The 13,926-nt window shown below is 60.7% G+C and carries 14 protein-coding genes and 1 riboswitch; of the genes, 8 read left to right on the forward strand and 6 right to left on the reverse strand.

All coding sequences use genetic code 11. The features are described from left to right. Positions 1-19: 19 nt before the first annotated feature. From BM229_RS15645 to metK, 3 genes are all read left to right on the forward strand, one after another. Positions 20-922, forward strand: a complete 903-nt coding sequence (locus tag BM229_RS15645) for a hemolysin family protein (protein WP_093928549.1) — start codon at positions 20-22, stop codon at positions 920-922. After that, positions 919-2,418 carry an apolipoprotein N-acyltransferase gene (gene lnt, locus BM229_RS15650; protein ID WP_093928550.1) on the forward strand — a complete coding sequence of 500 codons (1,500 nt, stop codon included), beginning with the start codon at positions 919-921 and terminating at the stop codon, positions 2,416-2,418. Before BM229_RS15645 ends, lnt begins: the two co-directional genes overlap by 4 nt. 31 nt (positions 2,419-2,449) lie before the next feature. Continuing rightward, positions 2,450-2,498, forward strand: a riboswitch (SAM-SAH riboswitch). A gap of 4 nt (positions 2,499-2,502) precedes the next feature. After that, a complete protein-coding gene (metK, locus tag BM229_RS15655) occupies positions 2,503-3,684 on the forward strand; it encodes a methionine adenosyltransferase (protein ID WP_093928551.1) in 1,182 nt (393 codons plus the stop codon). 198 nt (positions 3,685-3,882) lie between these two features. Here metK and BM229_RS15660 read toward each other — a convergent pair whose 3' ends face one another. The 5 genes from BM229_RS15660 to trmB form a co-directional block, all read right to left on the reverse strand. Then, positions 3,883-4,341, reverse strand: a complete 459-nt coding sequence (locus tag BM229_RS15660) for a DUF7674 family protein (protein WP_167360270.1) — start codon at positions 4,339-4,341, stop codon at positions 3,883-3,885. A 78-nt stretch (positions 4,342-4,419) separates the two neighbouring features. Further along, the gene (locus BM229_RS15665) at positions 4,420-5,055 is read right to left on the reverse strand and encodes a (d)CMP kinase (RefSeq protein ID WP_093928553.1); all 636 of its coding nucleotides are present in this window, start codon (positions 5,053-5,055) and stop codon (positions 4,420-4,422) included. Next, the gene (locus tag BM229_RS15670; protein ID WP_093928554.1) at positions 5,052-5,555 is read right to left on the reverse strand and encodes a hypothetical protein; all 504 of its coding nucleotides are present in this window, start codon (positions 5,553-5,555) and stop codon (positions 5,052-5,054) included. The genes BM229_RS15665 and BM229_RS15670 overlap by 4 nt, the downstream gene beginning before the upstream one ends. Continuing rightward, positions 5,552-6,904 (reverse strand): 3-phosphoshikimate 1-carboxyvinyltransferase, encoded by a 1,353-nt coding sequence (aroA, locus tag BM229_RS15675; RefSeq protein ID WP_093928555.1) that lies wholly within the window; start codon positions 6,902-6,904, stop codon positions 5,552-5,554. The genes BM229_RS15670 and aroA overlap by 4 nt, the downstream gene beginning before the upstream one ends. A gap of 106 nt (positions 6,905-7,010) precedes the next feature. Continuing rightward, complete coding sequence (gene trmB / locus BM229_RS15680) at positions 7,011-7,712, reverse strand: tRNA (guanine(46)-N(7))-methyltransferase TrmB (protein WP_093928556.1); 702 nt, start codon at positions 7,710-7,712, stop codon at positions 7,011-7,013. 128 nt (positions 7,713-7,840) lie between these two features. On the opposite strand from trmB, the gene BM229_RS15685 reads away from it, so the two are divergent. The 5 genes from BM229_RS15685 (at position 7,841) to BM229_RS15705 (ending at position 12,340) form a co-directional block, all read left to right on the forward strand. Next, complete coding sequence (locus BM229_RS15685; protein ID WP_167360271.1) at positions 7,841-8,602, forward strand: response regulator; 762 nt, start codon at positions 7,841-7,843, stop codon at positions 8,600-8,602. A gap of 217 nt (positions 8,603-8,819) precedes the next feature. Continuing rightward, positions 8,820-10,763, forward strand: coding sequence for a 30S ribosomal protein S1 (gene rpsA, locus BM229_RS15690; protein ID WP_276326651.1), 1,944 nt, complete (start codon positions 8,820-8,822; stop codon positions 10,761-10,763). 285 nt (positions 10,764-11,048) lie between these two features. Beyond that, the gene (ihfB, locus tag BM229_RS15695) at positions 11,049-11,333 is read left to right on the forward strand and encodes an integration host factor subunit beta (RefSeq protein ID WP_067626061.1); all 285 of its coding nucleotides are present in this window, start codon (positions 11,049-11,051) and stop codon (positions 11,331-11,333) included. Continuing rightward, positions 11,333-11,683: a lipopolysaccharide assembly protein LapA domain-containing protein gene (locus tag BM229_RS15700; RefSeq protein ID WP_093928559.1), complete on the forward strand. Its 351-nt coding sequence runs from the start codon at positions 11,333-11,335 to the stop codon at positions 11,681-11,683. Before ihfB ends, BM229_RS15700 begins: the two co-directional genes overlap by 1 nt. A gap of 9 nt (positions 11,684-11,692) precedes the next feature. After that, positions 11,693-12,340, forward strand: a complete 648-nt coding sequence (locus BM229_RS15705; RefSeq protein WP_093928560.1) for a phosphoribosylanthranilate isomerase — start codon at positions 11,693-11,695, stop codon at positions 12,338-12,340. A gap of 78 nt (positions 12,341-12,418) precedes the next feature. Here the strand turns inward: BM229_RS15705 and BM229_RS15710 are convergent, their stop codons facing one another. Then, positions 12,419-13,915: a phosphomannomutase/phosphoglucomutase gene (locus tag BM229_RS15710; RefSeq protein ID WP_093928561.1), complete on the reverse strand. Its 1,497-nt coding sequence runs from the start codon at positions 13,913-13,915 to the stop codon at positions 12,419-12,421. Positions 13,916-13,926: the final 11 nt, after the last annotated feature.

Raw genomic sequence — 13,926 nt, forward strand, 5'->3', positions numbered from 1 at the left:
GCAACACAGACGGGACCCAATGGGCGATACAGACGGATCATCTGAGGCGGCGCAGAGCGCGCTTGCGGATGAAGATAGACATGAGCTGCCGGACGATAGCGCAATGCGCACCGGCAATTTCTTTTCTCGGGTGTTCGAGGCGTTGAGCCCATCGGACAGCGAGGATGACACCCCCGAGGCATCGGCAGAGGCCGAGCGGCCCACCGGCCACGGCATGATAAACCTGCGCCGTATGCGGGTTGATGATGTGGCGGTGCCTAAGGCAGATATTACCGCCGTGCCGGTCAGCGCCACGCTGGATGAGCTGGTGGCTGTATTTAGGGAAAGCGGGATGACCCGCTTGCCGGTTTACGACGGCACCTTGGACACGCCCGTTGGCATGGTTCACCTGAAAGACCTCGCGCTAAACCACGGTTTTAACGGTAAAAACACCAAGTTCGATCTGCGCGCCATGCTGCGTCCCTTGGTCTATGTGCCGCCGTCTATGACCATCGGTGTGCTGCTGACCAAAATGCAGGCCGAGCGGCGGCATATGGCATTGGTGATCGATGAATATGGTGGTGTCGACGGGTTGGTGACCATCGAAGACCTGATCGAACAGGTCATAGGCGAAATCGAAGACGAACATGACGTTGACGAGGGCACCTATTGGACGGTCGAAAAACCCGGCACTTATCTGGCGCTCGCCAAGACACCGCTGGGCGACTTTGAGGCCGAGATTGGCCATTCGCTGACCGACCATGAGACCGTCGACGAAGAGGAGATCGACACCCTTGGTGGGCTGGTCTTCATGCTGTCGGGTCGCGTTCCCGCACGGGGCGAGGTTGTCTTGCACCCTGACGGCCCTGAGTTTGAGGTGATCGACGCCGATCCGCGCCGCATCAAACGGTTGCGGGTACGCACCCAAGGGGCAGGGGGATGATGCAACGGCTGGCGATGCGGGGCCGGATGTTGCTGGCTCCAATCGCCGGCGCCATCGCAGCCTTCGGGCAAGCGCCCTATGAACTTCCGCTTTTGCTCTTTGCCGGGCTGGTGGCGGCGTTTTGGCTGTACCGTGCGCAATCTGGCGGCCCGTTTCGCGCGGCGCTTTTGGGCTGGGGCTTTGGCTTTGGCTATTTCCTGCACGCCCTGCAATGGATCGTGTCGCCCTTTATGGTCGATGTGGAGCGTCACGGCTGGATGGCGCCCTTTGCGCTGATCCTGCTGGCGGCAGGCATGGCGCTGTTCTCGGGGCTGGCCTTTGGTCTTGCCCGCTGGATTGCGCCACGGCGCGGGCTGGCCTTAGCGCTGACTTGGGCGGCGGTGGAACTGCTTCGCGCCTATATCTTCACCGGTTTCCCATGGGCCATGCCCGCGCAGGCGCTGGTCGGCGTAATGGCCGGGCAGGGTTTGGCATGGGTTGGCCCCTATGCGCTGAACCTCTGGCTGTTTGCGATTGCCGCGATCTTGCTGCTGCGCGGACCACTCGCCCTGCGCTTGGGGCAAGGGACGCTGGCGCTTTCTACTTTGCTGCTGTTGGTGCTGCCGCCACAGACACCACCTGCGGCGTTGACCGAGAATGTCGTGCGGCTGGTTCAGCCCAACGCCGCGCAACGGGACAAATGGAATTCCGACACCTTTGAGTTCTATTTCTCGCGGCAGCTTGAGTATACCGCCGCCACCCCCAAAGACAGGGGGCGTGCACCCGATCTGGTGATCTGGCCCGAAACCGCGATCCCTTGGGCGCTGGATATGGCGGGCAGTGCGCTGGCTGAGATCGGTGCGGCGTCTGACGTTCCGGTCGTCCTTGGGGTGCAGCGCCGGTCGAACATGCGCTATTTCAATTCGCTGGTGGTGCTGGATGCCAATGGCGCTGTTGACCAGCTTTATGATAAACATCACCTCGTGCCCTTTGGCGAATACATGCCCATGGGCGATCTGATGGCGCGTTTCGGGATCCACGGGCTCGCCGCGCAGGAAGGGAATGGGTATTCCAGCGGGCCGGGCGCAGAGCTTTTGGACCTTGGACCGCTCGGCGCGGGCTTGCCGCTGATCTGCTATGAAGCCGTCTTTGCCCATGACGTGAACGCAGCCCCGGCGCGGCCCGCGTTCTTGATGCAGGTCACCAATGACGCTTGGTTCGGCAAGGCCGCAGGCCCGCGCCAACATCTTGCCCAAGCGCGGATGCGGGCGATTGAGCAGGGGCTGCCGATGGCCCGTGCGGCCAACACAGGCATCTCGGCGATGATCGACCCGCAGGGGCGGGTGATCGCGTCACTGGCGCTGAACACCGAAGGGTTCATCGACGCGCCGCTGCCGGCACCATTGCCGCCTACACTCTATAGCGGCAGCGGAGATTTGCCGCTTTCTGTAATCTTGGCGCTGTGCCTTACGGGGCTTGCCGTGGCCCGCCGCCGCAGCCCCGGGAATGCCGATTGACCATCCACCAGCGGTTGTCTAAGCCATTGGCAGAGCATCACAACGGCTTCCTGACGTGGTGCGTAATTTTTATTGGAGCACTACATGTCCCGTCAGAACTATACTTTCACTTCGGAATCCGTTTCCGAGGGGCACCCGGATAAGGTCTGCGACCGGATTTCCGATGCCATCCTCGACGCTTTCATCAGCGAGGAACCCGAAGCGCGGGTCGCCGCCGAGACCTTTGCCACCACCAACCGCGTCGTGATCGGCGGGGAGGTCGGTCTGGCCAATAAGACCAAGCTTGACGAATATCTTAGCAAGGTCGAAGACATCGCCCGCGCCTGCATCAAAGACATCGGTTACGAGCAGGATGAGTTCCACCACGCGACATGTGAGATCACCAATCTGCTGCACCCCCAGTCCGCGCATATCGCCCAAGGGGTTGATGCGTCGGACGGCAAGGAAGAGGGCGCAGGCGATCAGGGGATCATGTTCGGTTTTGCCACCGATGAGACGCCCGAGCTGATGCCCGCGCCGATCCACTACGCCCATGCGATCCTGCGCCGTCTGGCCGAAGTGCGCAAAGACGGGACCGAGCCGACCCTGCGGCCCGACGCCAAGAGCCAGCTTTCGGTGCGTTATGAGAACGGCAAACCCGTGGGCGTAACCTCCATTGTCCTCTCGACCCAGCATGAGAGCGAACGCCAGACCAGCGCCGATATCCGCGATATCGTGGAGCCTTACATCCGCGAAGTGCTGCCCGAGGGCTGGATCGACGCTGACACCGTTTGGCATGTGAACCCCACCGGTGTTTTCGTCATTGGCGGGCCGGATGGCGACGCGGGCCTCACGGGCCGCAAGATCATCGTCGACACCTATGGCGGGGCCGCTCCGCATGGCGGCGGTGCGTTCTCGGGCAAGGATCCGACCAAGGTGGACCGCTCAGCCGCTTATGTCGCGCGCTATTTGGCCAAGAACGTTGTGGCGGCGGGGATGGCCAAGAAATGCACCATCCAGCTTAGCTATGCGATTGGGGTGAGCGAGCCGCTGTCGATCTATTGCGACACCCATGGCACCGGTGACGTACATGACGCGGCGATCGAAAAGGCCATCCGCCAGATCATCGACCTGACCCCGCGTGGCATTCGCGAGCATCTGCAATTGAACAAACCGATCTACCAGCGCACGGCGGCCTACGGCCACTTTGGCCGCGCGCCCGACGCGGATGGCGGCTTTAGCTGGGAGCGCCGTGATCTGGCCGATCAGTTGAAGACTGCAGTCTAAAGATACTTGGGGGCGGTTGCGCCCCAGGCCTGTGGGGTGCGTGGTGCATGCAGCCCTCGGCCGGTCTCCTTAAAGGCATGGTTTTATGGCAAATGAAGCGCCCGAAGATATCTTCGGGCGCTTCTTGCATTAGCGATTAACCTAGTGGAGCAGAGCAGGCTTTCTCCTCAATTCATCTCAACGCTGATCAAACGTGGGCTATTCTTGCGTTGGGGGCCGACCATGGAAGTTAAGATAGAGTCGTTGCATAGACTTGGGTAGTTGCGGCCAAACACTGGTAGCAAAACTTGGTTTCACTTCCCAAAAGAGGTTCTCAATAAGACTAACTTCAATGCAGTTCTCAACTTCATGGCTACCCGCACGAAGTTGTCCTTGGAAGTATGTGAAAACCGACGCGATATCGGTGCGTTGTTTTTCATCCACCATCTGATCGTTGATCGTAGCAGCCAAACTTTCGAACCAGACATATGCCGTGTCATCATCGACACTGCCCCAGATTTGCAGGTGCTTGGCGTCTGCGGCACGGGTGAGCTTGGGAAATTGCTTTCGAAAGTCGTGGTACATTTCCAAAACACTCACAGCCGACCTCATCAGCAATCTGTGTACAGTTACACCGCTGACCTTGGTCCGACCCGAAGCATCGGTCAAGTTACGCACGTCAGGGTTCTGAAACATCCAACGACATCACGGAATGCAAAGGCTGGCGTTACACCACCCGTATAACCGTGGCCCAGCTTACCCCCGGTCGGCCAGCTTGGCCTCAACCAAAGCCACCGCGGCGGCGACCGCATCTTCAATAGCCATTTCAGTCGTGTCGATCTGCTTGGCATCATCAGCGGGCTTCAGCGGCGCTTGGTCGCGGCTCATGTCGCGCATGTCGCGCTGTTTGACGTCGTCCAGAACGGTTTCATAAGTAATCTCAATCCCCTTGCCCGAAAGCTCGGCAAAGCGGCGCTGCGCGCGCACTTCGGGGCTGGCGGTGATGAAAAGTTTCACCGGCGCATCGGGGCAGATCACCGTGCCGATGTCGCGCCCGTCCAGTACGGCACCGCCTGCGCGGGCGGCAAAGCTGCGTTGGAAACGCCCGAGGGCGGCCCGCACCGCGGGGATCACCGCCACTTTGCTGGCCTCTTGCGCCACGTCCGGGTTGCGCAGGCTGGGGTCTTCAAGGTCAACAGGGGCGAGGGTTTGCGCGGCCACTTCGGCGTCCATCCCGGTCAGGGTTTTCGCGGCCACCGCCCGGTACAAAAGCCCGGTGTCGAGATGCGCAAAGCCGAAATGCGCAGCGACCGCTTTGGCGACCGTGCCTTTGCCTGCCGCTGCGGGGCCGTCGATGGCAACGGTCATGCCGCCATTGGTACTCTTCGTCATTGCTCATTCCTTTCGTTGCGCGCCCTGAGGCCAAGCAGCAGGGCTGCTCCGAAACAGGCGGCCAGTATTGTCCATTTTACCTGCGTAAACAGGCTGGCGGTCGCGACCGCTTGTTCCGTCAGCCGTTCTGGCCCCAGTTCGGCCAGCCGCGCGATCAGCATGTTCTCGGTGTAATCCGCCCCGAGGTAGAGCGCGACGGCCAGCGTCAGCGCCAGCCGAAGCCCGCCCGCCGACCAACGCCGAAACCACAGTAACAGCGCCAACGCCAAAAGCGCGGGGAAGGCGGTGTCAGCCAGCCGAAACTGGCCGAGGTAAAGTGCGGTCTGCTCCGGGCTGAGAGCGGCGAGATACGCGCGTACCTCGGCCAGATCATAGCCCCAAAGCCGCCCATCCAAGACCCCCATGCCCTCCGCGCGCAGGTAGACTTCGGAGAAGCCCGCGAGCGCGGCAAAGGCCAATGTGGCGCAGAGGCTGAGCCAGATGAGCCGGTCGCCTATCACGCAGGTAGCCGTTCGACCTGCGCCCCCAAGGACGCCATCAACGGTTCGAAAATCGGGAAGGATGTGGCGATCGGCCCGCCGTCATCCACCTGCACCGGCTGTTGCGCGACCATCCCGAGGATCAGGAATGACATGGCGATGCGGTGGTCGAGATGGCTCTGGCAGGTCGCACCCCCGGGGATATTGCCGTGGCCCAACCCTTTGACGATCCACCAATCCGGCCCGTCTTCGACCTCAACCCCATTGGCGCGCAGCCCGCTGGCCATGGCCTCGATCCGGTCGCTTTCCTTGACGCGCAATTCCTTGACGCCGCGCATCACGGTTTCGCCCGTCGCACAGGCTGCCACGACCGAGAGCACGGGGTATTCGTCGATCATGCTGGCAGCCCGTTCGGGCGGCACTTCGATGCCTTTGAGGTTTGGTGAGAACTTCGCGCGCAGGTCGGCCACAGGCTCGCCACCCTCGGTGCGTTCGTTTTCGTAGGTCAGGTCCGCGCCCATCTCGCGCAGGGTGGTGAACAGCCCCGCGCGGGTCGGGTTTAAGCCGATACCCGGCACCAGCACGTCCGAGCCCGGCACGATCAGCGCGGCGCAAACGGGGAAGGCGGCGGAGGAGGGGTCGCGCGGCACGTCGATGTGCTGCGGCTTCAACTCCGGCTGGCCGGTCAGGGTAATGACGCGGCCTTCGTCCGTTTCTTCGACCGTGATTTCGGCGCCGAAGCCTGCCAGCATCCGCTCGGTATGGTCGCGGGTGGCTTCGGCCTCGATCACCACGGTCTTGCCGGGGGCATTCAGCCCGGCCAGCAGCACGGCGGATTTGACCTGTGCGGAAGGGACCGGGACGGTATAGCGCACCGGTACAGGCTCAGCCGCGCCTACCAGCGTCATCGGCAGACGGCCTCCGGCGCGGCCCACGGATTGCGTGCCGAACAGCGCCAGCGGATCGGTCACCCGCGCCATCGGGCGGCTGTTAAGGCTGGCGTCACCGGTGAAGGTGACAGAGATCGGGGAGGTTGCCATGGCCCCCATCAGCAGGCGCACGCCGGTGCCGGAATTGCCGCAGTCGATCACGTTGTCAGGCTCAGCAAAGCCGCCGACGCCGACGCCGTGAACGGAGTAAGAGCCGCCGCCGTGGTCAATCACCTCGGCCCCGAAAGCGCGCATGGCTTTGGCGGTGTCGAGCACGTCTTGGCCTTCCAAAAGCCCGGTGATCGTGGTCTCGCCCACGGCCATGGCGCCAAGGATCAAGCTACGGTGCGAGATGGATTTATCACCGGGCACCTCGGCAGTGCCGCTAAGCGGCCCGCAGGCGCGCGATGACATGGGAATGGGGCTGCCGTGACTGGACATGAGGTACCTCTGATCTGCTCAAGGTTCCTATTATCGCAGGCGGGCGGCAGCGTCCATCGCCGCGCGTGCAATGGATGGTAATCAGGGTGGTATCAGGCGGTTGGGCTTAGCGTTTTCGGAAGGTTAGGTAATGCGGGGTGCGCCCTTCGCGCAGTGCCTTCTGCTCATAGCGGGTCGAGAGCCAATCATCCCAAGGCGCACGCCAGTCCTCCGGTCCTTCGGCCAGCCAGTCAAACCCGTGCTGCGGCACCTGTTCGAGGGTCTGGCGGACGTAGTCTTCGATATCAGTCGCCACGCGGAAGATCGCACCGGGTTTCAAAACGCGGGCCAGAGGCTCCAGATGCTCGGGCGTGACAAAGCGGCGGCGGTGATGGCGGGTTTTTGGCCAAGGATCGGGGTAGAGCAGGAACGCCCGGTCGATGGAGGCTTCAGGCAGCACGTCGAACATATCGCGCACGTCACCGGGATGGATGGCAAGGTTATCGACGCCCGCCCGCCGGATTTTGCCCAGCAGCATCGCAACACCGTTGATGTAAGGCTCGCAGCCGATGATGCCGACATCCGGGTTCTGCCCCGCCTGATGCACCAGATGCTCACCACCACCAAAGCCGATTTCCAGCCAGACCTTGCGCCCGTCAAAGAGCGTGTCGAGCTCCAGCGGTGTGCGGTCGGGATTGGCGTCCCAATCAACGGCCCCCGGCGACAATGCGTCGAGATCTTCGTCGATATAGGTCTTTTGCGACTTCTTCAGGGATTTGCCTTTGAGGCGGCCATAGAAGTTGCGGCGGGGGCGTTCTGTGTCACTCATGGCGGCTCATGTAGCGGCCCGGCTGGCCCTTCGCAACAATCCTCTGCATCGGAGCGGTGATTATGGAGCTTAATCAGTTGTTAGCCTTCGTGGGTATAAATCAGGGAGACATAGCAGGGAGGCGTCAGATGAGCGTGGTCAGAAGTGAAGCGGGTAGCGGCGGAACAGCGGACGGCATGGCGGCGTCAGGCGATGTCGCGCGTATCCTGATCGTGGATGACGACCGGTTCGACCGGATGCGGATCAAACGGTTCTGCGGCGGGCTTGATTTTTCGACCCTCCTGACAGAGGCAGAGAGCCTTGCCGCCCTTTCCCAACAGTTGGATGAGGGTGAGTTTGATTTGATCGTGCTCGACTATAACCTGCCAGACGGGGATGGGTTGCGCGGGCTGGAGCTCATAAGAGCGCATCCACAAAACGGCAGTGTCGCGACGGTGATGGTCACCGGAACAGATCAGGGTGACGTGGCAATCGAAGCGCTGCGTGGCGGCTGTAGTGACTATATCGCCAAAGACGAGCTTTCGCAAAACACCCTGCGGCGCTCTGCTTTTAACGCTTTGCAGAAAACGGCACTGCGCTTTGGCATCGCCACCCAAGAACAAAAAAGGACTGAGGTTCAAAGTGTCCTGCGGCGTTTTACCGAAGAATGCGCGCAAGAGATCAAGCCGATGGTCAGTGAGATGATGCGCGATCTGCGCAGGCTTGATCGATCCAACCCAGTGTTGATGGAAGAAGAACTGGCTAAAGTTGACTACACATTCCTGCAACTTTGGGAGTTTGTGGAAGATTTGGCCAGCTACCAGGGCGGCGAACTGGCCGAGGGTGATCTTACCGATCTGCCGAAACCGACGCCGGGGTTGGGCGCCGGATGGGGTGGTGCGGTTGGATGAACGCCGGATTTGAGAGGCTCGCTACTCTGCGCATCCTTGGGTCATCCGTTCATTAGCTCCGGGCCGGGTGCCGTGCAGACGGGGCCCAGCGACGCAGGCGGCCGCGCGCCCGTCCATGCTTGGGACTGATTTATAGCGTCATGCGCCCCCCCCCCTTGCTTCGACGGCCCAACGTCTTCACTTTTCAGGCAGAAGCCCGCATGCCCCCGCCATGAGCATGCTTGGCCCTTGCAGGAGCGTCAAATTTGCCATATACGCGCCCTGTCTAAGGGGCGGTTACAGCTTCGGGCGCGATATAACGGGCAGGGTCGGTACCAACCGGCCCTCTTTTGTTTGTGTTCGGCTGCGGGTTCACCGCTGTGCCTTTGCTTCGGAGTTTCTCCGGCGTAATTTGCACGGTGCCACCACGACGACCAATTGCAACTCCAGACCGGCGGAGACAACCGCGCGGCCAGAAACATTTGATAAGGATACGAAAAGCTACATGACTAAAGCAATGGACGAATTCGAAGCGCTTCTGAACGAAAGCTTCGAAATGGACACGCCCCAAGAGGGCACAGTCGTCAAAGGCAAGGTGATCGCTGTCGAAGCGGGCCAAGCCATCATCGACGTCGGCTACAAAATGGAAGGCCGCGTTGAGCTTAAAGAATTTGCTGATCCCGGCGAATCCCCCAAAATCGAAGTTGGCGACGAAGTCGAAGTTTTCCTTCGCCAAGTCGAGAACGCGCGTGGCGAGGCTGTCATCAGCCGCGAAATGGCCCGCCGTGAGGAAGCCTGGGATCGTCTGGAAAAAGCCTATGCCGCAGAAGAGCGTGTCGAAGGCGCGATCTTTGGCCGTGTCAAAGGTGGCTTCACCGTCGACCTCGGCGGCGCAGTTGCGTTCCTGCCCGGCAGCCAAGTCGACGTCCGCCCCGTGCGCGACGCGGGCCCGCTCATGGGCCTCAAGCAGCCGTTCCAAATCCTCAAGATGGACCGCCGTCGTGGCAACATCGTTGTATCGCGCCGTGCGATCCTCGAAGAGTCCCGCGCCGAACAGCGTGCCGAAGTCATTGGCAACCTGACCGAAGGTCAGACCGTCGATGGTGTGGTCAAGAACATCACCGAATACGGTGCGTTTGTTGATCTGGGCGGCGTTGACGGCCTGCTGCACGTCACCGACATGGCATGGCGCCGGGTTAACCACCCGTCCGAGATCCTGGCGATTGGCGAGACCATCAAGGTTCAGGTCATCAAGATCAACAAAGAGACCCACCGCATCAGCCTCGGCATGAAGCAGCTGCAGGAAGATCCGTGGGATCTGGTTGGCGCGAAATACCCGCTGTCCTCCGTGCACAGCGGTCGTGTGACCAACATCACCGATTACGGCGCATTTGTTGAGCTGGAGCCGGGCGTTGAAGGTCTGGTTCACGTGTCCGAAATGTCTTGGACCAAGAAGAACGTGCACCCCGGCAAGATCGTGTCGACCTCCCAAGAAGTCGAAGTCATGGTTCTGGAAATCGACAGCGCCAAGCGTCGTGTATCCCTTGGTCTCAAGCAGACCATGCGCAACCCATGGGAAGTCTTTGCTGAGACCCACCCCGAGGGCACCGAAGTCGAAGGCGAAGTCAAGAACATCACCGAATTCGGTCTGTTCGTTGGCCTGCCCGGCGACATCGACGGCATGGTTCACCTCTCCGACCTTAGCTGGGACCAGCGCGGCGAAGAAGCGATCCAAGACTACCGCAAAGGTGACGTGGTTCAGGCCGTTGTCTCCGAAGTCGACGTTGAGAAAGAGCGCATCTCGCTCTCGATCAAGAACGTTGGCGGTGACAAATTCGCCGAAGCCGTTGGAGGCGTGAAGCGCGGCTCGATCGTAACCGTGAACGTGACCTCCATCGAAGAAGGTGGCATCGAAGTCGAATACGAAGGCATGAAGAGCTTCATCCGTCGTTCCGACCTCAGCCGTGACCGTGCCGAACAGCGCCCTGAGCGTTTCTCGGTCGGTGACAAGGTTGACGTGCGCATCACCAACGTCGATGCCAAGGCACACCGTCTGGGCGTTTCGATCAAGGCGCGTGAGATCGCAGAAGAGAAAGAGGCGGTACAGCAGTACGGTTCCTCCGACTCCGGCGCGAGCTTGGGCGACATCCTTGGTGCGGCGCTGAAGGGCGACGACGAGTAAACACATTCCACGTCGAATGTGTGTAGTTAGCGAAGGCCCCGCATGGCGACATGCGGGGCCTTTTTCTGTTCTACCGGGCCTCTCGAATCGGGGCTGCTTTGAGGGGAGGGGGCACCGCGCTGTCGCCTCTTTAGGTGCTGCTCAGCAAGAAGCGGCGGAAAAGAGCCGAGAAAACAGAGGTTTCGCCCAGAAAAATCTGCTGCGGTGTGGGTGGAACACCTTCCCGAGTGAAGCGTTATTTCCTATAGTCGATTAAGACATCAACAAATTCTCGGGGGACGTGCCATGATCCGGTCGGAACTGATCCAGAAGATCGCTGACGACAATCCGCATCTTTATCAACGCGATGTGGAGCGGATCGTAAATACCGTTTTCGATGAGATCACCGGCGCGATGTCGCGTGGGGATCGGGTTGAGTTGCGCGGCTTTGGCGCCTTTTCGGTGAAAAAGCGCGACGCACGCGTTGGCCGTAACCCCCGTACAGGGGAGACGGTGAACGTTGAGGAAAAGCACGTGCCTTTCTTTAAGACTGGCAAGCTGCTGCGCGACCGGCTGAACGGGAAAAGCTAATGCGTTACATTCGTTATGCCTGCATCGCACTCTTTGCGGTGGCGCTGATCTCTGTCGCTTTGGCAAACCGCAACATCGTTACTTTGCAGGTTCTGCCGACCGAAATTTCCGGCTGGTTTGCCGTTAACCCGTCGGTGCAGCTGCCATTGTTTATCGTGATCCTTGGCGGGATCATCGTAGGCCTTTTGGTCGGTTTCGTCTGGGAGTGGATTCGGGAGCACGGCCAGCGTGCGGAGGCGGCCCGTTTGGCCCGCGAACGTCGTCGGTTGGAGCGTGAAGTAATCCGCCTCAAAGCTGAGAAGCATGAAGGTAAGGATGAAGTTCTGGCACTTCTCGACGAAGCGGGCTAAACGCTCTCCATGCCTGAGAATATCAACGTAAAAATCTGCGGTCTGACCGATCCTGCTGATGTGCCTGCCGCCCTTTTGGCAGGCGCGCGCACGCTCGGCTTTGTCTTTTTCGAGAAATCGCCACGTCACCTGTCATTAGAGGCTGCCGCGCATATGGCAGAGGCTGTGCCAGACGGCATCTGCAAAGTTGCTTTGACGGTGAATGCCGATGACGCTGCGCTGGATGCGCTGCTGGCCGCCGTACCCTTTTTGGACATGTTGCAGCTTCACGGCAGCGAAAGTCCCGCGCGGGTGGCTGAGGTCAAGGCGCGCTATGGCTTGCCGGTGATGAAGGCCGTGGGCGTGGCGGATCGTGATGATCTGGCGGCCTTGAATGACTATGTGAGCGTCGCCGACCAGCTTTTGGTTGATGCAAAGCCGCCCAAAGATGCGGTGCTGCCCGGCGGGAATGGGCTGGCCTTTGACTGGCGTCTCATTGCGGGCCGCCGTTGGCCGAAGCCGTGGATGCTGGCAGGTGGCCTGAATGCAGCGAATGTGGGGGAGGCGATTGCCCTCACCGGTGCGCGGCAGGTGGATGTATCTTCCGGCGTCGAAAGCGCACCCGGTGTGAAGGATGCTGAGCTTATCCGCGCTTTCTGCGACGCGGCACTGAAGTAAGAACGGTTACCTACAACAGTAAAAAGGCCCGGCGGCATTGCCCCGGGCCTTTGTCGTTCGATGCGAATGTGTGGAGGATCAGATCGACTGGTCGTAGTCACCCACGCCCGGCTCTGTCCGGATCACGGCGTCGATATCGGCGAAGATCGCCCGCATTTCGGCCTCTGACTCGGGGCTTTCGCAGACCACCACAAGGTTCGGCGTGTTGGACGACGCCCGCACCAGACCCCAACCGCCGTTGTCGAGCATGACCCGTGCGCCATTTACGGTGATGACTTCGGAAATCGCGCGACCGCCAATTTTTTCGCCAGCTTCGGCTTTGGCGACGAGTTTCTGCACCAGACGGTCGAGGATGTCATACTTCTCGGTGTCCGAGGCATAGGGCGACATGGTGGGCGTGGCCCAAGTCTGGGGCAGGGCGCGGCGCAGGTCGGACATAGATTTGTCCGGGTTACGGTCCATCAGCTTGCAGATTTCCACGGCGACGCGCATGCCGCAGTCATAGCCCCGGCCAATCGGCTCGGCGAGGAAGTAGTGGCCGGATTTCTCAAAACCCGCCAGCGCGCCCAGTTCTTTGACGCGGCGTTTCATGTGGCTGTGGCCTGTTTTCCAGTAGTCGGCTTTGGCCCCGTGCTTTTGCAGTTCGGGATCTGATGCGAAGAGGCCAGTGGATTTCACGTCGGCGACAAAGGTGCTGTTGGGGTGCAATTTGGCCAGATCGCGGGCCATGATAACGCCCATCTTGTCGGCAAAGATCTCTTCGCCTTCGTCATCAACCACGCCGCAGCGGTCACCGTCTCCGTCAAAACCAAGCGCGAAATCGGCGCCAGAGGCACGCACGCTGTCGGCCATGTCGTGTAGCATTTCCAGCGCTTCGGGGTTCGGATTGTAATGCGGGAATGTGTAATCTAGCTGATTATGGCTATCGACCACTTCGACACCCAGGCGGCGGAACAGCTCAGGCGCGAAGGCCGAGGCGGTGCCGTTACCGGTGGCGCAAACGACCTTAAGTTTGCGGGTCATTTTGAAGTCACCCACAAGGTCGTCAAGATAGGCTTCGCGCACTCCTTCGATGAACTCATAAGCGCCGCCTGAACGCCGCTCTCCCCGGCCATTCAGAACGATGTCGCGCAACTCGGCCATCTCATCCGGGCCGTGGGTCAGCGGGCGTTCAAAGCCCATTTTGACGCCGGTCCAACCGTTGGGGTTATGGCTGGCGGTGACCATCGCAACGGCGGGCGCATTGAGGTGGAATTGCGCGAAATAGGCCATGGGCGACAACGCCGGGCCGATGTCTTTGACCGTGATCCCGGCCTGCATCAGGCCGAGCATCAGCGCGTTTTTGATCGACAGGGAGTAATCGCGGTAGTCATTGCCAACGGCGATGACCGGCTCAATCCCGCGTGCGTGCATCTGGGTGCCGAGCCCAAGACCAAGCGCGGTGATGCCGGGCAGGTTGATGTCATCGGGGTACTTCCAGCGCGCGTCATACTCCCGGAAACCTGTCGGGGTGATCATCGCATCGCGCAAAAATTCCCAAGTGTTCGGGGTCACGGTGGAGGCCGGTTTGGTCACTGTAAATACTC

This window comes from Sulfitobacter dubius, assembly GCF_900113435.1.
In the GTDB taxonomy this organism is placed as follows: domain Bacteria; phylum Pseudomonadota; class Alphaproteobacteria; order Rhodobacterales; family Rhodobacteraceae; genus Sulfitobacter; species Sulfitobacter dubius.

Excerpts from the sequence above, each read along its gene's own strand:
- BM229_RS15645 (WP_093928549.1), top strand. The coding sequence starts at position 20 with ATGGGCGATACAGACGGATCATCTGAGGCGGCGCAGAGCGCGCTTGCG.
- lnt (WP_093928550.1), top strand. The coding sequence starts at position 919 with ATGATGCAACGGCTGGCGATGCGGGGCCGGATGTTGCTGGCTCCAATC.
- metK (WP_093928551.1), top strand. The coding sequence starts at position 2,503 with ATGTCCCGTCAGAACTATACTTTCACTTCGGAATCCGTTTCCGAGGGG.
- BM229_RS15665 (WP_093928553.1), bottom strand. The coding sequence starts at position 5,055 with ATGACGAAGAGTACCAATGGCGGCATGACCGTTGCCATCGACGGCCCC.
- aroA (WP_093928555.1), bottom strand. The coding sequence starts at position 6,904 with ATGTCCAGTCACGGCAGCCCCATTCCCATGTCATCGCGCGCCTGCGGG.
- trmB (WP_093928556.1), bottom strand. The coding sequence starts at position 7,712 with ATGAGTGACACAGAACGCCCCCGCCGCAACTTCTATGGCCGCCTCAAA.
- BM229_RS15685 (WP_167360271.1), top strand. The coding sequence starts at position 7,841 with ATGAGCGTGGTCAGAAGTGAAGCGGGTAGCGGCGGAACAGCGGACGGC.
- rpsA (WP_276326651.1), top strand. The coding sequence starts at position 8,820 with ATGCTTGGCCCTTGCAGGAGCGTCAAATTTGCCATATACGCGCCCTGT.
- ihfB (WP_067626061.1), top strand. The coding sequence starts at position 11,049 with ATGATCCGGTCGGAACTGATCCAGAAGATCGCTGACGACAATCCGCAT.
- BM229_RS15700 (WP_093928559.1), top strand. The coding sequence starts at position 11,333 with ATGCGTTACATTCGTTATGCCTGCATCGCACTCTTTGCGGTGGCGCTG.
- BM229_RS15705 (WP_093928560.1), top strand. The coding sequence starts at position 11,693 with ATGCCTGAGAATATCAACGTAAAAATCTGCGGTCTGACCGATCCTGCT.